The organism is Paenibacillus sp. 22594 (assembly GCF_052044425.1).
GTDB lineage: Bacteria > Bacillota > Bacilli > Paenibacillales > Paenibacillaceae > Paenibacillus_AQ.
Map to the genome: position 1 here is coordinate 111,355 of NZ_JBQENA010000010.1, position 19,777 is coordinate 131,131.

Genomic DNA, 19,777 nt, shown 5'->3' on the forward strand with positions numbered 1-19,777 from the left:
AGTTACTCCTCCTCTTGGTAAAACATTGTCAAAAGCTCAACCAGCTTACTGAGTGGTATACCGCTGGTACGCGCAATATCTGCAGCCTCCTGCAAATGTGCTTCTGCTTTTCGCTGTTGTTCCTCTTGGAAAAAATCCTTGTTTTGCGTCGATACAAAGCTGCCCCGCCCGACCGTCGTTTCAATAAAGCCATCCCGCTGCAAATCCTCGTAAGCCTTTTGTACGGTAATGACACTGACATGAATGGATTTGGCTAATGCACGCATGGACGGAATGGGGTCGCCTGTCTGTAGTTCTCCGCTCATAATCATTGCCTTAATCTGTGAGGTGATTTGTTCATATATAGGCTTGCTCGTATTACTGCTGATGATGATTTCCATACGGCCCTCCTTTACAGTGTGTTGTAGTGTACTTGTTCAATAAGTACATTATAGTTAGGTGAAGTTTATTTTGTCAAAGGAGTTTTATTTGTAGCTAGCAGTTGGTATAGATTGAATATAGATAAAGTCGGGATATCCCTTATTCAGGCAGGTTGATACAATACAATCAATTAGAGGATCTGACTGAGAGGGGACATGGAATATGGATGATGTGAGTAGACAGAAGATTTTATTTAAAAATGAAAAACTGATTAACATGGTTATTGAACGTGCGAAGAGAGATTTTCCTGAGGATATTGCAATCATTGGGCTTACAGGTTCTTTTAGTACCGGAGATTTTCATGAAAAAAGCGACCTTGATCTAATTATCATTAATAACACGGACCGGGGCTGGGGGATCTCTTCTTGTTTTATCCTGGAGGATGTTGGATATGACATCTATTGTACGCCGTGGGAAACAAGAATAGAGGATGAAGCAAATCTCGAGAGTCCCATGATTTCACATCTGGTAGATTTACAGATAATATATTGTGCAAAACCCGAATACATGGATAAGTTTAACCTATATAAACAGAGAGCACTCGATGCTTTAGCCAAGCCCATAGGGAGAGAATGTATCCGTAGAGCGAAAAAGGACTTAGACATAGCAAAACAGGAATATACGAATACCTTACTATCTGAAGATTTAGGAGCAGTAAGGTATGCTTCATGCGGAGTTTTATACAATTTGGTAAATGCTCTAACGAATTTGAACAATACCTATTTTAAACGGGGGCTTAAGAGATATCTGGAGGAAATAGGTACATACCGTTATATTCCTGGTGATTTTGAAATGATATACATGGCTGTGATAGATGCGAAGACTACCCAGGAAATCAGAAGTGCATCCTATAAAATTCTTAAGAGCGTGAATGATTTATATCATAAAATGGATAAAGATTTTGTAGTGCAACCTATCCCGAGCTATGATAATCTTGCCGGTACCTATGAGGAGTTGTGGTGCAACTGCCGCAATAAGATTATAGCAAGTGTGGAATTAGAGGATAAATCCTATGCCTATCATGTAGCAATGGGTACACAAATTTTCCTTGATGAAATGACAGAAACGAGAGGAACAAAAAAGTTTGATTTAATGCAGTATTTTGATTCGGATAATCTTAATTTATTTAAAGATCAGTTCCTGCAGGCCATGGATGAATATCTGGAAGAATACAACAGGGTAGGGAGAAAGGTCGAGCGATACGATACCCTTGAGCAATTATATAACCAATATATGAAGCTGTAGGAAATAACTTGGAGATGATTAGAATGAATAATAACTTGCTGAATGATTTGATAGTGTCCGTAAAAAGTCAAAATCTTCAGGTGCGAAATGTTCTGGTTAGGCAAGAGGGTCAGATCGCAGCGAAACATGATTTTGAGGAAGAAAAACCTGCTCCTTTGTGGTCAGTAAGTAAAACATTTACTTCAATGGCAGTCGGGATTGCTATCAGTGAGGGTTACTTCAACATGAATGACCGAGTTATTGATTTTTTTCCTGACATTCCAAATGTACCTTTAAATCAATATTTAATAAAGATGACGATCCATGATTTGCTGTGCATGGGAACTGGACAAGCAGAATGCCCGGTGGCTAAGGCAGATTGGGGAAGCGATACAAGTTGGGATATTGCTCAGTTGTTCTTTGAAGAACCGGTTATTTTTGAGCCGGGGACTCATTTTACATATAACAACTCTGCAACTTACATGCTATCAAAAATAATAAGCAAGACTACAGGGACTAACTTAGATGATTACTTAGATAAAAGAATATTTCAGCAATTGGATATACCGAAACCTAAATGGGATACTTGTCCAAAGGGAATCCCGCAGGGATTTGCAGGATTATATTTAACGGCAGAGCAATTATCCAGATTCGGGCAATTAATTCTTGATCAAGGGGTCTGGCAAGGTAAGCAGCTTATTCCTTCAAGTTATATCAAACAGGCAACATCTGTCCAAATTCAAACCAAAGAATTCACCCCGGACTTTGCAACCGCTGACCATCAGCAGGGATATGGCTATCAAATCTGGATGAACTCCTATCCTAATTCATATCGAATGGACGGTTTATATGGTCAATATGTTGTCATGCTTCCAGATAAGAATGCCGTTGTTACCTATATTTCAAATGAACCACACAACATGACAGGGGTTCTTGAGCTGACCTGGAATACGCTAATAGATAAGCTATAGGGCAGTGCCAGCACCTGATCAAGCAGATGGATCAGATGCTGGCCGGTTGGATGTGGATTGGGAGGGTAGATATGAAGCTCGAAGCTAACGGGATTTTAGAGTTGATACAGGAATCGACGAAGCAATTCATTTCCAATACGGCAATGGTTCTTGAAATGGAAAGCACCCCGCTAAATACAGGATATCAAGCGGTCGGCCTATCCCGGCATAAAGTTCTTATTGATGACGAAGGCACCAAAGAATACATTTCATTGATCACGAAGATGGCGAATACAACGGAGCGCCGAATCCTCCACCGATTATTTTTGCAGTCAGCTAACGTCCCCTACAGTAGAACGCATGACCTCGATTCAGATGATCGGGCCCTTCTCTGTATTCAGGATGTGGATTATAAGACTAATTACCAAAGCCTTAATTTCGAGATGCTTCAAGAAAAGGAAATGCATGCATTGGCTTATATTCACAAAATGAATCACGGATCAAGGGAGGAATTATCGTGGCTTCCCTTTGCTAATTATGACCATATCGAACAAATGATTTACGGGCGATGGAAACCTGTATGGGAAGAAGCTAAACATAATGAACAGTTTATGGAGACTTTCGGTCAGTATATTCCTGAAGTCGAAGCTGTATCTGGCAGCATAGTTAATGACATTGAAGTGGTGTTGAACGATGAACGTTCGCACACGTTAATCCATAATGACCTAAATCCCGGAAATGTATTGGTGCACAATAATGATGATGTTTTTTTCATTGATTGGGAGGAAGCAAGGTATGGGTCCTTTTTCTTAGACATCCCATTAAGATTTGAATTGAAACAAGCGAGAGCATATCAGGATGTGTTGGCTTCACTTGGATTAGAGACTCCTGTAGACCGATTTGAACAGTTGTATGCGATCGCTTCGCGGTATCTCGGACTACGTTTTATGACTTGGAATTTGGGAGCGTGGACAAATAACTCAAGTGCAAAGGAGGGGTTGCAAAAATATTTGAACATGGCTACTTCATAAACAGTTGTAGTACCACACAGAAGAAATGAGGTTTTTGTGTGAATGGGAATCAATACGACGGTGTATTAATGAATCTTATGAAAAGTAAGGCGATTTCTCTCGATGAGGTCGATGAGAAAAGCATTGCTTTATTGGGGGATGTTTTTAAGCCACGGGTAATTCAAAAGGATATGTTCTTTTTACAAGAAGGTGAAGAATCTACCGAAATAGGGTTGATTATTAAGGGGATTTTTCGCTCTTATTATATGGATAAAACAGGTAATGATAGAACAAAGTATTTTTATGCAGAAGGTGCAGCACTGTTCTCTTACGCAGCATATCTGTCTCAAAAAGAATCTATGTATTACATACAGGCATTGGAAGACAGTGAAATTCTAGTAGCGAAGATTTCTGATTTTGAGGAAATAGTCGAAGGTAATTATCAACTACTTTTACTTTACAAAAAAATGATTGATGGGGTGCTTGTAGCGAAAGAAGAACATGCGAGTAGTTTTAAGCTATTAAACAGTACTGAGCGCTATAAACAATTCCTTGCTGCATATCCAGGGCTGGAAGAGCGGCTTAAACAATATCATCTTGCCTCCTATTTGGGAATAACCCCTGTGTCTCTTAGCAGAATAAGAACAAAACTAAAGCTTAACAAATGATAATGCAAGCAATCTCCATGCGCCTTATGATGAAGCCAATTTTATTTCATGGAGGTTGGTTATATTGAAAAATGAAACAGTCGTTTTAATTACCGGATGCTCTACAGGGATTGGCCGAGAACTCTGTAAGATTTTATTTGACCAAGGATATACAGTCGTCGCAACTGCGAGAAATGTGGAAGCCTTAAAAGATTTACCTGCATCCTTGAAATTATCGCTGGATGTCACCCAAAGAGAGTCCATTTATGCTGGGATAAACGAAGTGATATCGCGATTTCATAAAATTGATATCCTCGTAAATAATGCGGGTTACTCCATTAGAGGAGCTTTGGAAGAGATTAACGTAATGAGTGCGAAAAGTATGTTTGATGTGAATGTACTTGGCATAATTAACATGATTCAGGCAGTTGTTCCAGAAATGCGTAAGAAACGATCGGGTAAGATTATTAACATTGGGTCGATTTCAGGAAAATTTGTTCAACCAATTAATGGAGCTTATTGTGCATCTAAATTTGCAGTTGAGGCATTAAGCGATGCATTGCGTTTAGAGTTGCACAGCTATAATATCCAGGTAACCGTCATCGAACCGGGACCTATAAAAACCAATTTTTTCAAGACACTAGATAACAATTCAATTGATCTTATGTCAAACCTAAATTCTTGCTATTCCGGTTTTTATGAATCAGATGCAAGAATGAGAAACACACAGATTCCAACTGACCCTGAAGTAGCAGCAAAAGCAATAAGTGATATCATATCGAAAAGACGGATGAATCCCCGTTATAAAGTTGCTGTTCCATTTACATACAGTATGATTACACATTTTCCTGATTCTCTAAAGGAATACCTATTGAAAAAATTGTATATTCGATGACTTCGCCAGCTTCACTGACAGCAAATGACAGTGAAGCTATTTAATTTTCCTTGTAGGAATAGAGCACGAATAATCTTCGTTAGCTAGTTTAGACTTTTCCAATCTCGCCAATCTTCACGCTCATTCACTTCATACATACCGTTAATTCGGTTCACGAATTTGTGTATAAAAATTTTGCTGGAAGATGTTTCAATATACCTTGTTCAGTAAAAAAATTCCGAAATACAGACTTCTGTAACTTCTCGTTCATGGACAACAGTAAACTCTGCTCATATAGAGGAAAAATATTGAAAAACGTCGAATAGGTAACTTCAGAAAAAAGGGGGATAATCATGTTATTTGTCGGAAAAAAACGAAATCAGGCAGTTCGCACTCCTCGTATGCGCTTCATCCATTATACTGTCCTTTTCGTACTGCTATTCGGAGTTGTAAGTACAGGGTTATTTAGTGCAGCAGGCAATATTGTCGCAGCAGATCCAGCCAGTGAGGGGACCGGGTATACCGCAGATCAGCTGGAAGGTCTGCAATTCCTCAACGAGGTGAGGACCCGGGCAGGGATTCCTCCCGTTCAACTGAATGCAGCGATTACTAAGGCGGCAATTTCGCATGCTGAATTTTATAATAACAATCAAGCGGATCTTCCAGGCCTGAGTGCTCACTCTGAAATCTCGGGAAAGCCAGGCTATACGGGCCAGTCGGTAATGGCACGGATGAAGGCGGCGGGTTGGGCGTCGGGATCGCAGGGTTATGCAACGGGGGAGGTCATGCACTTCCAACAAAAGAGCAGTAAAGCAGCTATTCAAGGGTGGCTCGATACAGCCTATCACCGTGATATTATACTGGACCCCCGCTATACAGAGATTGGAATTGGCCTGGTTCACGGAACTGCCGTCTTGGATGCCGGCGGTCCTGGAAAAACACAGCCTGTAGATGGAGGTATCTCCGTATACCCTTACGATCAACAGACCAACGTACCTGTCGGGTTCTACGGAAGTGAAATACCGAATCCACTTGAACAATTTGATGCCAAGTACTCGGGTTATATTATATCTGCAGCTGCAGATAAGGATATGATCTCGCACCAAACGGTACTTACCGATGAGAAAGGAACGGAGGTTCCTTATTATGAAGAATTTAAAGACGATGATACTCTTTATATATTTCCCAAGTCGGTATTAAAAGGGAATCACAAGTACACCGTATCCCTGGAATACCAAGTAGAAGGCTCTTTGGATACCCAGACGAAAGTATGGTCTTTCACCACCGGAAAAGGTCATGTACTAACACAGTTGGTTCCAACCTATAAAGAAATCGTGATCAATGAAGGCGGACCATTCCAGCTTCAAATGGAAGGCAACTATGATGATGGAACAAAGGATGTGCTCTTGGGCGATGAGGTTAAATATTCCGTTAACCGGACTAATGGTCTAAGTGTATCCTCCTCGGGAGCAATAATGGGTGTTAAATCAGGGGAATACATCATTACAGCATCTTTAGGTGCCCTATCTTCACAGCTTAAAGTAAAAGTATATCCAAAATTAAAATCAAAGATCTACCCTGCTGCCGACCCGGGCAAATTGACGGATATTGCCGGGAACAAGGCGTTCCCTGCCATTGAATGGGCACTAAAAGCAGGCATCATGACCGAAGCTGGAAAGGGACTCTTTAAACCCGATGCAGCAGTAAGCGAAGCTGAATTCTGGACCATGCTCCTAAAAGCATACAATGTGAACATTGAAGCTTATCAGCCAGTCAAAATAAAGCATTGGGCAGATGCCGCTTACCTGATCGCCAAGGACCGGAATTTCCCGCTGGATGGGTTATCCAAACTGCCCGCAAGGGACAGTCGAATTACCCGGCTAAAGATCGCTGAGATTATAGCTGCAGCAGATGGGCTAAATTTCAAAAACTATGATGCTGTGAAGTTCGTGTTAGGGAAGGATTATGTGAGGGGAGTTACCGAGCTATCCTTGTCAGGGTATCAGGGGGATAAAGGAATTACCCGTGCGGAGGCTGCTCAGATCCTTCAATATTTGCGGCCCAAGCTTACTGAATTACGGGGACGGCCGGCGAGTGCAACACCAACTTCAGTTTTAGCAGAGCTTCCCCCAAAGGTAGTGTACGTTAAGCCGGATATGTTCACCAATCAAACCCTCTTTGCAGATTTCCACGGAGATCATACGCTGACTGTTGAAGGAAAGTTCACCCAATTCGCCGGCCAAAGTCTCAAAGTGCGTGTACAAACAGGGGGAAAGCATCCTAAACAGATAGAAGATGTGACTGTAACCTTAGACAGTGAAGGAAAGTTCAAAGTAGAGTCTGGTCCCTACGAACAAGCCTCTTTGAATCTATATTTTGAAACTCCCGAAGGTAGTTATTATTTAGATATACAATATAACACCATGAACGAGAATCAATATTCCAGTTGATCCAGTTGAATGAAACGAGAACAGCGGAGGAGGCGGCTTATGATTTTCAAAAAAGATCCCCTGGATAAAAAGAGCTTGCTAAAAGAACTGGATGCACTGAAATATTCAGACAGAATCCATAAAGTAGCCATTCTAGGCCGTGATCATAATGGCTCCACGGAGTACTCCAAATTGCTGTCTTCCTTACTGGAGGGGGGTGCCTATGAGGCACAGCTTGCATTAGCCGGTGCGGATGTCACTCAAGATGCTAAAGTTGTTTTGTCAGCCCTCCGGCATCCTGCGGCAAGTGTCAGAAATACGGCAGCGGGGCTTTTGGCCAAAGTGGGTTCAGACCTGGATATTGAACGCGAGCTTCCTAACCTATCGCATGATTGCCGCCGAAAGCTGCTGCGCTGTGTTTCATTGATCAATCGTCAGGAATTGGCGGAGCGGTTATTGCCTTCTGTATATGCTAGCTGGGGAGCGGAAGAGGCATCCCTATTACTATCTGCATGTTATAAGGAAACGGTTCGCAAATGGCTAGTGGATATTGGATATGTCATTCACAATTGGCGTAAATTAGCTAGTCGTCATCTAGACGTGGTTGCAGAGTATTTCAGAACCACATTGGAGAGCACACCTCCTAGAGAAAAGGGATATGTGTGGTGGAGATTCTCATCGGCTATCGAAATTTTAGGCCATTCCAAGGCGGATTTACTTTTAGAATGTGCTATGAACCATGGACCCATGGGGACCATAAATCCTATGCTAAAAAAACAACTCGGCCTGTTGGTTCGAATCCATCCTGATGCAGTGTATATGCTGCTTACAAGAAACGAGTCGCGCAGCGATCTGCTTGCTCATGGCGTACCTGATGAGATTCTAAAAAGAAGAAATTATTTATCCATCGATCAATGGATTGAACTGGCTAAATTACTAGCAGATCGTCCTATGCAAATAGCGAAGCTGCTCCATCATATGCCCCCTTCCAGCCGCAAAGTGATTTTTGATGCGGTGTATGCAGAGGATAGACGCCAAGAGCGTATTTTTCCGGAAGGATTACTGTATGTATTGCCGCATACGTTGCGTGACAAGGAAGCCACCCGAATGCTGGGACTTCGTGAAATCAAGGATGACCGGGACCGGACGATTAGAATTATGGCTTGCCGTTCTATTCATCATTCCAGAGCGAAGCTTGAACAAGCCACACAGGTATCGAATGCAGACGAACGCGCCACGGCGCTTATGCAGCTGATCAGGAGTACGGTTCTATCGAGACAGGGCATGAATGAGACGTTGCTGTTCTTGCGCCGGATCAAAAATGACCAGGACCCTGTCCGGGGCGCAGTGTTTAAAGAGCTGTCGGATAGTCCTGCGTCTGTGTTCACGGATGCCCATGTCCAAGAACTTGCCTTGCTCGTTGATAGTGTTATAGATGCGAGAGATACATCATATGGTACAAAGTATTGCATCCAACAGCTGGCATTTGCAATTCTGCGGCATCATGCCTTCCATCCTCATGGTGAGCTATTCAAATTCGCTGTAGATACGATCCGGAAACTGGGCAAGCAGAATGGTCAGCTCGCACTGCCATCCTTAGAGAAGAATATACCCCGGGGGATCGAAGGGAGTATCTTCGACGCCATTTATCCATTAGCTGTGCAAGCCAACCGGAGAGAAGACTACCATCTGGTGATTAGCCTGGCTAATTCATTCGGCAAACGGGGCTACGGCATCAACAGACTTCAGAATCTGTTAAAGGAAGCTACGGGAGCAAAAACAGATTCTACAGCTATACAAGCGGCCAGACATTGGCTTGCCCCGCATACCACACGTGATGAAAGAGTTAAAGAGTTGCTGGCTTTGGATAAATCGTTCATTACAGTCTATGAAGTGTTCCTCCATCTGCACCGGAAACGTCAAGAGTGGCTGGATCCATTTATTACGGGGACTGCTATTAAAGGCAGGTTTTTATCGGGTAAAACGATTTATCTTCTGCCGGCTGCTGACGGGTTCAACAGGTGGCTGCCAAGGCAGCAACAATCATTAAGTTCCTTATTAACAAAAGTCGCCTTCGATGCCAAGCGCAGCCTGACCGAGCGTTCAAGAGTCATTAGGATCATGGCAAGTATGCCTGATCTTGGTCCCGATCCCTTACTGGGGCTTGTGCAGGATGAAGAGGTAACCGTAGCAGAAGCTGCACTTCATGCCCTTTCACTCCTGGAAGAGCCGGAAAAGGCACTCCCTGTTCTGCTGGAGCATCTGGATGGGGACCGGGCCCGTGTAGCCATGTACTCCATACCCAGATGCATCCGCAGAGTGAATCCGGTATTACTGACTGCAATGCTTAAAGAACTGTTAAACCGGGACAAACTGAAAATCACGGTCAGAAAAGAGGCTATCCGGTTACTGGGTACCTATAGAAGCAGTGACAGCATCCCGCTATTGATGGACGAGTTCGCAAAAACAAACGCGCACAAGGATGTAATGATTGCCATCGGACATGCAGCGAGACAGCTTTTGGATGATGAGCGCGGATGGACTATATTAAAGGCAATGGCTTCTTCAGCAGAAAGTGACATCGCGATAAGTCTGTTATCTCAACAGCCTCATGGTCTTCCGCTAGACTACAGACCGCGCTATTTGGCATTAATCATTGAAATTGCCAGTCATCCGGATGTGTTTGCCGGCAGGCATGCTTTCAGTTGTATGATGCAGTGGACAAGTGGAAATGAAGGTGTCATTGCAGCTGCTACGGCTCAGGCGATTACGGATTTGGAAGATAGCACTAGGTGGGAGTTTGCCATGAACACACTGATCGAAACCTGCCGTGATGGTAAGGTCAATGAGGTGGTAATCAGTGTTTGTCAGAAGCTGGCCAGTGCAGCGATAAGTGATAAATGGAATGCAACTGCCACAAGAGATTTGCCTCATCGGCAGCGTCTCCTGAAATTTGCAGACCAGCTGACGTCATTGCCGAAGATCACACGTGTACATCTGATCCCTTTGTATACGGGGATTGTTGATGTTCTGGCATCTGATGAGACTTTGCAGCAAGTGGCGATGAAATTGTATATAGCTGCCATAGACTGGAATGACGTGGAGGAATCCGCCGCTTATCTGAACCAGATGGTTAACTGTATTTCAAATCAGCCACAGCTGTTAAGTGATGCCTATAACCAGGTCGCATATCATTTAAATGACAGTATGGGTTATTGGAATCCCGAATCCCTATTAGAAATTGTAGATCTTCTAGGGGCTGAAGGGAATGGATACGAGTCTCAGTATCTTGGGCTTTCTGTGCTCGAAGTTTCCGGAAGTGCTCTATTGTGGAGTCCAGAGTGTGCAGACCGTCTGAGGCTGTACAGAAATCACACGAACCTTGCGGTTCGCTCCCATGCGCTTAACATTTGGACAGCGCTGGATTAGTTCCCAAAATGCTTAGCCGTCCCATTAGTGGGGCGGCTTTTTGCGGGATGAGACAAACAGATATGGATGACTTTCCAAAAATTAGTGAAAAAAATAGGGGGTAAATCTTGAATTTGTTAATTTCAAATGTATGCGCTTACTTCCTATAATTTACATATACAAGACGTAACTTGTCTTGCATATATTAGATAAATTTTTTTGCTGGGGATGACTCACAAATGAGGGGGAGTGATTCACTTAGAGTGATAATCTAGTGGATTAATGTACGGAATTACAAATCAGAAAATATGGGAGGTAAAATCATGTTTAAGTTTAACAAAAAAATCCTGACGTTAGTTATGGCTGTTTCAATGAGTTGTACAGGCCTGTTTGCTGCAACTGCAAGTGCAGATACAGACTACTGGCAAAATTGGACCGATGGTGGTGGAACAGTAAATGCTGTGAATGGATCTGGCGGAAACTACAGTGTAAATTGGTCCAATACCGGCAATTTCGTTGTCGGCAAAGGTTGGACTACCGGATCTCCCACCCGGACCATTAACTATAATGCTGGTGTCTGGGCACCTAGCGGTAATGGATACTTGACTCTCTATGGCTGGACGAGAAACTCACTCATTGAATATTACGTCGTTGATAGTTGGGGCACATATAGACCTACTGGAGCGTATAAAGGCACTGTGACCAGTGATGGAGGCACTTATGACATCTATACGACTTTACGAACCAATGCGCCTTCCATTGACGGCTACCAAACATTCACCCAGTTCTGGAGTGTAAGACAGTCTAAGCGGGCAACGGGAAGCAACGCCGCCATCACATTTAGCAACCACGTTAATGCCTGGAAGAGTAAAGGAATGAATCTGGGCAGCAGCTGGGCTTACCAGGTGTTAGCCACAGAGGGATACCAAAGCAGCGGGAGCTCTAACGTAACGGTGTGGTAACAGACTATTAATCTACGGATAGGTAAGTCCTGCCGGTCTCACGACCGGCGGTATTCATTTTAAAATATGGAGTGAAAGGGCTGAATCCATGAGAAAGCTATCCAGTATCCTTTTTGTGATGATTATGATTGTTCTCAGCGCTTGTTCACAAGAAAAGTCTGACAACCCGCAGAGGAAGCCTGACAACCCGCAAGAAAAACCAGATCATTTGATATTCGTTCAAGGCGGAACTTTTATGAATAGTAAGTCCAGCTACTACGGGAAAAATGTAACCCTAACAGACTTTTATATCGGAAAATATGAGGTCACTCAAAAAGAGTGGACTGAGGTCATGGGGAATAATCCGTCAGCTTTCAGAGGCGACTATTTGCCGGTAGAAATGGTAAGCTGGTATGACGTTGTGGAGTACTGTAATAAAAGGAGTATACAAGAGGGCTTAGAACCCTATTACAATATAGACAAGAATAAAAAAGACCCGAATAATAAGAGTGATATCGATGATGTCAAATGGACAGTAACGATCAATGCAGGAGCTAATGGTTACCGGTTGCCGACAGAGATAGAGTGGGAATATGCTGCAGGTGGAGGCCGGATGAGCAAGAGTTATACATACAGCGGCAGCAATAATGCAGATGAAGTGGCATGGTATTGGAGAAACGCTGGAGATCAATACTTATCTGGTGATTGGAATTGGCCTCTGATAGAAAATAATCATAATCAAACCAAGGCTGTCGGTAACAAGAAGCCCAACGAGTTGGGACTTTATGATATGTCGGGCAATGTCAGAGAATGGTGCTGGAACTGGTACGGAGACTTGAATAGTAATAGCAGCGGCTCTTACCGGGTTCTTAAAGGCGGCGGTTGGGTGGGCGATGTCAGGAGCAGCGAGTTAACGTACCAGGGCAAGTTCGAGGCAAATGGCATAGGCCCTGATCAGGGCTTTCGTGTGTTTCGCAGTGAGTGAGCGGGAAGAAGGCTTGCCGGTTAGTTCTTTCTTAAATTCCTCACTTTCTAAACATCCACCCCGCGTCATCCCTTAATAGCTCTTTGGATTTTATGTTGATAATCAGTTCTTCCACGGCCGAGCAGCTGGCTAATCCGCAAATTACTATGGAGGTCGCGGTGAGTCCGAATATGCTGTACAGAAACGGGAAACTGAATAGCGCTAGTCCTGTTGCTTTGTTTGCATAGGTATGAAGGAAAGACAATGCGTGGTATTTTACATATCCGACCAGCAATGAGCTCAAGCGAATTAGAACAACAGAGGTTATCCAGCAGACGACCCACAAGGAGAGCTGAAGAATCGGAAGGAAGACAGCCAGCAGAGCTGTTATAAAAACAACATCCGCGACACTGTCTATACTGGCACCTAAAGGACTGGCGCTGTTGGTCTTTCTTGCGACATATCCATCGAGCACATCACTTGCCCCGCATACGAGATAGAGGCCAAAAAACATGGAGGATAACGGTTGCACAACGAGCAGCAGCAGAGAGCACAGTATCCTCAGGGCAGAGAGTATATTGGGTATATGCTTTATTCGTCCCACCTCATCACACGCGGATTCTATGTATCGGTCTGTTCCGTCATGAGTCCCCAGCGGATGCCAAACTTATCGACAAGGGTAACCATACAGGAGCTATAGGTCGTACTGCGCAGCGGATGAATGATCGTGCCTCCAGCCTTCAACACCTCGTAGGCCTGTTTTACTTGAGTGGCGGTTTCAAAGGTGATCGTAAGAAATAATGATGTGCTTGCAGCAGCAGCTGGTGCTAATTCATCCGAAAGCATGATACGCTGTTCTCCGATATATGCCTCAGCATGATACACATAGCCTTTTTGTTCTTCTGTCAATTCATGATTCCAGTCCTGTTGGTTAGCGTCCGTATAATGCAATATGAAGTCAATTCTGATGTCAAAGGCTTGCTGATAGAGTCCAAGGGCCTCTTCGCATTCACCATGAAAATGTAACGTAGGTGTTATAATCATCGCTTCATCTCCAGTCCTAGTTGATTGGCAGTTCATCTCATTAGCGTAAATAGTATAGCATATTCATTTTGGCACCTTGGGATAAATGGGCGCAATGATTTTTGAATTCAAGGTTTGAGCCATATGATTCATGAACCTCCAATGAAAAGTTGGCAGGCCCGTCATTGATCCTCAGAATCTATTTTACTATGAAAGTAAGCAATAATCTGCTCGGCTATGCGGTCAGGGTAATCCATTCCTTTGGCCTGGCAGATCTCAGCTGCATCCTGTTGAAAGAATGCGATGCCTCTTTTGACGGCTGCCTGCAAATCATGAATTTCCGGTTTAGCAAAATAGGCTTTCAGATGCTGCTGCTTCTCCTCCGGCACACACAGCTTGACTTTGCTCTCCCATGCACCCCAGTCCAGCGTATCATACCGGCTCAATAAAAGGTCCACATGCGCATGGAACAGAACATCCATATTCTTGATAATTTTGAATAGATCCTTTCGCTTAAAGTACTTAATCAGCATCTCGGTATGCATCCAGAAGGTATCCATGGTTCTTATGGTATCGGGCAACTCATTCTCTGTGCGATATCCCTTATCCAGGAACGCTGCAGTTTCACCGGACCGGTCAAAGATAAGGTTGTCCCGGGTACAGCCCTTGCAATGCTGCCTGCACATCCATGCATCGGGATAATCCGCGTTGATGATGAAGAAGTCCATTTGATGCAGTTGGCTTCCTATACGGATGACACTGTTATAATTTTTGAAATGAGCGTCATTGAAGCTTTCACCCCAGAATAAGACAAGCTCATCGGAAGCTGCTGCAAGCACTTTTGGGGCATCTGCGGCAAAGGCTTCAAAGTCCGTATCCACCAGAAACACAGCATCATAATCCGAATACTGATCGTCAGTACTTCTGCTGATCGAACCATAGTGCCAGCCGCCTTTGCAGCGCTGGTCATTTTTCATTATCTCGATAACTCGGGTAAAAGCGGATTCCAGATCCTTGTGCATAAGAGACACTTCCGTCCTTAGGTGATGCCTCCATACTATCATAACCCAATTGGGAAAAATTGCTCATTTCCAATCGGTTGTTGCACAATTTTAATCATGGAGCGATATTCTCATCTTTGAGGTGAAAATGCCTATATTGAAACTCTACCTTGCCGGATTGAGCCTGCAAGCCCATTATTTAGATTATAGTATTCCAAATGATAGGAGACGATGTTCGTAAATGGATGATTTTGTAATCCGCAACCCGCAAGAGGAAGATGCAGTGCAAATTGAAAGTCTGGATTTTGTTCTTAACATGCTGTTTCTGTATCATGGCGATATGGATAAGCAAAATATGTTCTGCGCAGTCAAAGGAGCTGGGGAAATTGTAGCCGTGGCCCATCTGATGGAGCATGATACCTTTCATGCGGTCCGGCAGGCGGATGACAGCAGCTTTGTCCGCTATCTGACTTTTGATATTATCTTTGCGGACAATAGGGAAGATGGGCGTATCAAGGATGCTCTGACAGCTGCATTGATTGGGCGGTCCAGAGACATCAAAGCGCAGTATCCAAATAAGCGTATTGTGTTGGCTAACTATTTTGACACGGATAACCTAAAAGAATTGAGCTATTATCTCGCACGCGGATTTACCATCTTTGATACGATTGTGGTGTTCAAGTATGATCTGGAGCAGGAGATTCCGAGGTATCCATTACCTGATGGTGTGCAGGTACAGCCCTTTGTACTGGATAACAGTGAGGCTCTGGAGAAGTATCACCAAGCGGAACTTGCTTCCTTTGACGGTGTGGCGTGGAGCATGAACCAATTAAGCTGGATGCAGGGAGCGCAGGAAATGGTCAACTTCTGTGCGTTTCATGGCAGCGAGTTGATCGCCAATACCTCGACCTGGAGAATATCAGAGGAGAGAAGTGCAACGGAGAATGTATTTGTCACTCCGGAATGGCAGAAGCATGGCATTGCCCGGAGCATCATCTGTACTGCACTGGATTACCTGAAAACGCAGGGGAAAACCATCGCGACCCTGGGCACGCATGGAAACAATCAGAAGGCCATTCGCCTCTATACGCAGATCAGCTACGAGCTGTATGGATTTAGACTTACGGTTGGCTATGAGATCAGTTAAACCGGATGCGGACAGCCGGACGTGTAATGGATTACCTGTTATGACTCAAAGGGACATAAGAAAACCCCGGTTCTTGGAACCGGGGTTTTCTTTCTGCTATTGGAGCCTTACTTGTCTCAGGCTTCCATCTTTTGCGCCGAATACAGCCGGTAATACAGACCCCGGCGGGCGAGCAATTCATCATGCGAGCCGCTCTCCGCGATACCTTTGTCCGATACATACATGATGCGGTCGCAGTTCCTAACGGTGGAGAGGCGATGCGCAATAATGAATGAGGTTCGTCCCTTGAGCAGTTCGTTCAGGCCTTTCTGCAGCAGACGTTCCGTCTTTGCATCGATGGACGAAGTGGCTTCATCCAGGATGAGAATCCGCGGATCGGCCAGCAGCGTTCTGGCAAAAGAGATGAGCTGCCGCTGTCCCTGCGACAGCTTGGAGCCGCGCTCATTGACCTCGGTCAGGTAGCCCTGATCGAATTCGCGGATGAAATCGTCGGCACAGACCGCTTTGGCGGCAGCGATGACTTCTTCTTCGGTAGCATCGAGCTTCCCGTAACGGATATTGTCCAGAATGGTGCCCGAGAAGATGAAGCTGTCCTGGAGCATGATCCCCATTTGGCTGCGCAGAGACTTTAGCGTTATCTGCGAAATATCCTGGCCGTCGATCAGAATTCGTCCTCCGGTCAAGTCATAGAAACGCGAGATCAAATTGACGACGGTTGTTTTGCCTGCACCTGTCGGTCCAACAAGGGCAATGCTCTCCCCGGGCTTGACGTCGAAGGAGATATTCTCCAGAATGTTGAGCCCCGGGTCATAGGCGAAGGTCACATCATCGAAGGTGACCCGGCCTTGAACGGGCGGAAGCTCCTGAGCATCCGGAATATCACTGACGGTAACCGGCTCATCCAGCGTTTCAAAGATACGCTCCAGATAGGCTACGGCATTAATGAAGTTATTGTACAGGTTCGAGAGATTCAGAATCGGCTGCCAGAAGCGGGCAGCGTAGCTGCTCATGGCCAGAATGACACCAAAGGTTACGTCCTTGGGGTCCAGGGTCAGCAGACCTACAAGAAAGATCAAGGCTGTAACGATGGTGGACAGGTTATCTACCGAAAAAGGAATCAGCATATTGTAAGATACCGCCCGCATCCACTCCTTGCGGAAATTGCCGGACAGGCGTGTGAAAATCCCTTCATTCTGCTGCTCACGGGAAAAGATCTGTGTCACGCCAATACCGGTAATGCTCTCCTGTGTATAGGCGTTCAGATTGGAGCTTTTGTTGGATACGGCCTGCCATGCGCGCCGCTGCCGGGTTTTGATCAGCAGCATAATGCCTAGGAACACAGGCAGTCCTGCAAGAATGACGAAGGAGAGCCTCACATCCACGGCGAACATGAAGGCGGCGATAAAGATTAAATTGACAATCTCCAGAATAAAGTTGATGATCCCGTTCGATAACACATCGGAAACCGCGTTGACGTAGTTCACGACCCGGATCAGGATTTTACCCTGCGGGCGGTCGTCGTAATATTTGAAGGGCAGCTCCTGCAAATGTGCGAACAAATCCGTGCGGATGTCAAAAATAATATCCTGCCCGACGCTCGTCATGATCCGGGAGCGGATGGTAGCCAGAATGACGCTGACCACGATGGTCAGCAGCATCAGCAGCGACCACCCCAGCAAGTGAAGCTTCTCCTTGGCGGGGATGGTTACGTCTACGACATGCTGCAGGATCAGCGGTGCCGACAATGCGATGGCTGCCGAGAGGGCGCTAAGTATAAATGCGACAATCATCGGCGTCTTCTTCCGCCTGATATAGATCATCGCACGGCGGAAGTGCCTAATGTCAAAAGGCGACTCCAGATTCTCGTCGACGTCGAATTTATTCCTGGCCACGAGCCATCACCTGCCTTCCAATACCCTCGTTCTGCAGCATAAATACATCATAATAATAACCCCGCTGTGCCAGCAGTTCGGCATGGGTGCCTTCTTCAATCAGCCGTCCGCCATCCAGGATAAGGATGCGGTCAGCCTCAGCAGTGGTGGATACCCGCTGCGCGATGATCAGCTTCGTGCAGGGATAATTCAGCCCGCGCAGACTGTTCTGAATGTGCTCCTCCGTCTCCAGATCCACAGCGGAGGTGGTATCATCCAGAATCAGGATGGACCGCTGGACGGCCAGGGCGCGGGCGAGCGCAATACGCTGCTTCTGCCCGCCGGACAGGCCGACACCGCGCTCCCCGACCACGGTATCATACCCTTCAGGCATCCGGACAATGAAATCGTGGGCGGCTGCGAGTCTGGCATAGGCTACGACCTCTTCCTCTGGAAGCTCGGGTTCGCCATAGGCAATGTTTCCGTCGATGGTATCGGAGAACAGAAGAACGTCCTGAGTGGCCATACCGATATTGCCGTGCAGCTCGTCAAGCTCCAGCTCACGGACATCAACCCCGTCTACCAGCACACGCCCGCCGGACACATCATAGAAGCGGGGAATCAGATTGATGAGAGTTGTTTTGCCTGACCCTGTCGAACCCATAATTGCAATGGTTTCGCCGGGCTCTACCGTGAAGCTGACATCATCCAGAACTGTAGCGCTGTCATATTTGAAGGTGACATGCTCGAACGTGATCCGGCCTTCATAGCGGCGTTTGGTGGTAGCCTTATGCTCGTTGACAATAGACGGCCGGGCGTAATAGATCTCGACGATCTTGGTCAAGCTGGCAAAAAAGCGCTGGATGTCGTTGATAATAATGCCGATGTTGCGCATGGGGTTCGATATGGCCCAGACCAGTGAGGAGAAGGCAGCGAATTCGCCAAAGGTGATCCGGCCATCCATCAGGTAGAGCCCGCCCACCAGCATCAGGATGACGTTGAAGCCCTGGGCAAAGGTTTCCAGATACGGGAAGTAATCGAGCCATACAAGCGCGGCTTTTTTGTTCGCGGTCGAGAAGTTGACGTTCTTTTCAGTGAATTTCTCGATTTCGTACGCTTCACGGGCAAAAGCCTTGACCACGCGGTTGCCGGAAATATTCTCCTGTGTGGTCGTGTTAAGCTGAGACAGCCGCTCGCGAAGGTCCACATACATGGGGCGTACATGCTTAGCAAATATGTAGGCTACGACAAAAATTAGCGGTGACAGGGTGAGCATCCACAACGTCAGGCCGGCATCGATGCTGAAAAAATAGATCACGGCGGCCGCGAAAATCGTGAGCGATTCGATGATCGTTTTGAAAATCCACGCCATCGAGTGGCGGACCATGTCCAGATCCCCTGTCATCTTGGTCATGAGATCACCGGTACGGTTATGGTCATAATACTCCCGGTCCTGTCCTTGAATCTTGTTGTACAAATAGATGCGGATGCGGTACAGCATGTTCTGCGAAGAACGCTCATATTGCATGGTCGTAAAATAAGCCAGACCTGTGCGCAGCAGGGAAAAGCCGATCATCCCCAGGCAGAGCATGATGAGCAGCCCGCGCTTATCCGTCAGATTCTGCACGGCATCGTCTCCGGCAATGAACGTATCGACGATACGCTGGCTGAGGTACGGATTCACAATCGTCAGACTTGAGCCCGCCACCGATAGACATAGCGCCAGAATATACCGGGTCCGGTTTCCCTGCAGATTCTGCCACAGCCATTTCAGTTCAAACATTTGATCACCTGTTTCTGCATGTTCTTTCACCCCTGCCATACAGGAGTGAGTGAATAAATCAAAGTGATTATAACACTTACATGCA

At 45.6% G+C, this 19,777-nt stretch carries 16 protein-coding genes; 10 read left to right on the forward strand and 6 right to left on the reverse strand.

From position 1 onward, the window contains the following. Positions 1-2 precede the first annotated feature (2 nt). Entirely contained in the window at positions 3-380 is a 378-nt protein-coding gene (locus ACTJKB_RS25640; RefSeq protein ID WP_440837167.1) for a GntR family transcriptional regulator, read from the reverse strand. A gap of 202 nt (positions 381-582) precedes the next feature. On the opposite strand from ACTJKB_RS25640, the gene ACTJKB_RS25645 reads away from it, so the two are divergent. The 9 genes from ACTJKB_RS25645 (at position 583) to ACTJKB_RS25685 (ending at position 12,888) form a co-directional block, all read left to right on the forward strand. Beyond that, complete coding sequence (locus tag ACTJKB_RS25645) at positions 583-1,665, forward strand: nucleotidyltransferase domain-containing protein (RefSeq protein ID WP_440837168.1); 1,083 nt, start codon at positions 583-585, stop codon at positions 1,663-1,665. A gap of 23 nt (positions 1,666-1,688) precedes the next feature. Continuing rightward, positions 1,689-2,615, forward strand: coding sequence for a serine hydrolase domain-containing protein (locus ACTJKB_RS25650; RefSeq protein WP_440837169.1), 927 nt, complete (start codon positions 1,689-1,691; stop codon positions 2,613-2,615). Positions 2,616-2,641: 26 nt separating this feature from the next. Continuing rightward, a complete protein-coding gene (locus ACTJKB_RS25655) occupies positions 2,642-3,625 on the forward strand; it encodes a phosphotransferase (protein ID WP_440837170.1) in 984 nt (327 codons plus the stop codon). A 38-nt stretch (positions 3,626-3,663) separates the two neighbouring features. Further along, positions 3,664-4,272 carry a Crp/Fnr family transcriptional regulator gene (locus ACTJKB_RS25660; protein WP_440837171.1) on the forward strand — a complete coding sequence of 203 codons (609 nt, stop codon included), beginning with the start codon at positions 3,664-3,666 and terminating at the stop codon, positions 4,270-4,272. Between the two features lie 64 nt (positions 4,273-4,336). Continuing rightward, positions 4,337-5,146 carry an SDR family oxidoreductase gene (locus ACTJKB_RS25665; protein ID WP_440837172.1) on the forward strand — a complete coding sequence of 270 codons (810 nt, stop codon included), beginning with the start codon at positions 4,337-4,339 and terminating at the stop codon, positions 5,144-5,146. Positions 5,147-5,478: 332 nt separating this feature from the next. Next, positions 5,479-7,575 carry a CAP domain-containing protein gene (locus ACTJKB_RS25670; RefSeq protein WP_440837173.1) on the forward strand — a complete coding sequence of 699 codons (2,097 nt, stop codon included), beginning with the start codon at positions 5,479-5,481 and terminating at the stop codon, positions 7,573-7,575. Between the two features lie 39 nt (positions 7,576-7,614). Next, positions 7,615-10,983, forward strand: coding sequence for a HEAT repeat domain-containing protein (locus ACTJKB_RS25675; protein ID WP_440837174.1), 3,369 nt, complete (start codon positions 7,615-7,617; stop codon positions 10,981-10,983). 302 nt (positions 10,984-11,285) lie between these two features. Further along, complete coding sequence (locus ACTJKB_RS25680) at positions 11,286-11,924, forward strand: glycoside hydrolase family 11 protein (RefSeq protein WP_440837175.1); 639 nt, start codon at positions 11,286-11,288, stop codon at positions 11,922-11,924. Positions 11,925-12,012: 88 nt separating this feature from the next. Then, entirely contained in the window at positions 12,013-12,888 is an 876-nt protein-coding gene (locus tag ACTJKB_RS25685) for a formylglycine-generating enzyme family protein (protein WP_440837176.1), read from the forward strand. Positions 12,889-12,928: 40 nt separating this feature from the next. On the opposite strand, the gene ACTJKB_RS25690 is transcribed toward ACTJKB_RS25685, so the two are convergent. The 3 genes from ACTJKB_RS25690 to ACTJKB_RS25700 form a co-directional block, all read right to left on the reverse strand. Continuing rightward, entirely contained in the window at positions 12,929-13,471 is a 543-nt protein-coding gene (locus ACTJKB_RS25690) for a CDP-alcohol phosphatidyltransferase family protein (protein ID WP_440837177.1), read from the reverse strand. Positions 13,472-13,488: 17 nt separating this feature from the next. Then, positions 13,489-13,911, reverse strand: a complete 423-nt coding sequence (locus ACTJKB_RS25695) for a VOC family protein (RefSeq protein WP_440837178.1) — start codon at positions 13,909-13,911, stop codon at positions 13,489-13,491. Positions 13,912-14,072: 161 nt separating this feature from the next. Further along, positions 14,073-14,912: an aminoglycoside 6-adenylyltransferase gene (locus ACTJKB_RS25700; protein ID WP_440837179.1), complete on the reverse strand. Its 840-nt coding sequence runs from the start codon at positions 14,910-14,912 to the stop codon at positions 14,073-14,075. A gap of 220 nt (positions 14,913-15,132) precedes the next feature. On the opposite strand from ACTJKB_RS25700, the gene ACTJKB_RS25705 reads away from it, so the two are divergent. After that, complete coding sequence (locus ACTJKB_RS25705) at positions 15,133-16,038, forward strand: GNAT family N-acetyltransferase (protein ID WP_440837180.1); 906 nt, start codon at positions 15,133-15,135, stop codon at positions 16,036-16,038. 116 nt (positions 16,039-16,154) lie between these two features. Here ACTJKB_RS25705 and ACTJKB_RS25710 read toward each other — a convergent pair whose 3' ends face one another. Beyond that, positions 16,155-17,930, reverse strand: coding sequence for an ABC transporter ATP-binding protein (locus tag ACTJKB_RS25710; RefSeq protein ID WP_440837181.1), 1,776 nt, complete (start codon positions 17,928-17,930; stop codon positions 16,155-16,157). Continuing rightward, positions 17,917-19,692 carry an ABC transporter ATP-binding protein gene (locus ACTJKB_RS25715; protein WP_440837182.1) on the reverse strand — a complete coding sequence of 592 codons (1,776 nt, stop codon included), beginning with the start codon at positions 19,690-19,692 and terminating at the stop codon, positions 17,917-17,919. Before ACTJKB_RS25715 ends, ACTJKB_RS25710 begins: the two co-directional genes overlap by 14 nt. Positions 19,693-19,777 lie beyond the last annotated feature (85 nt).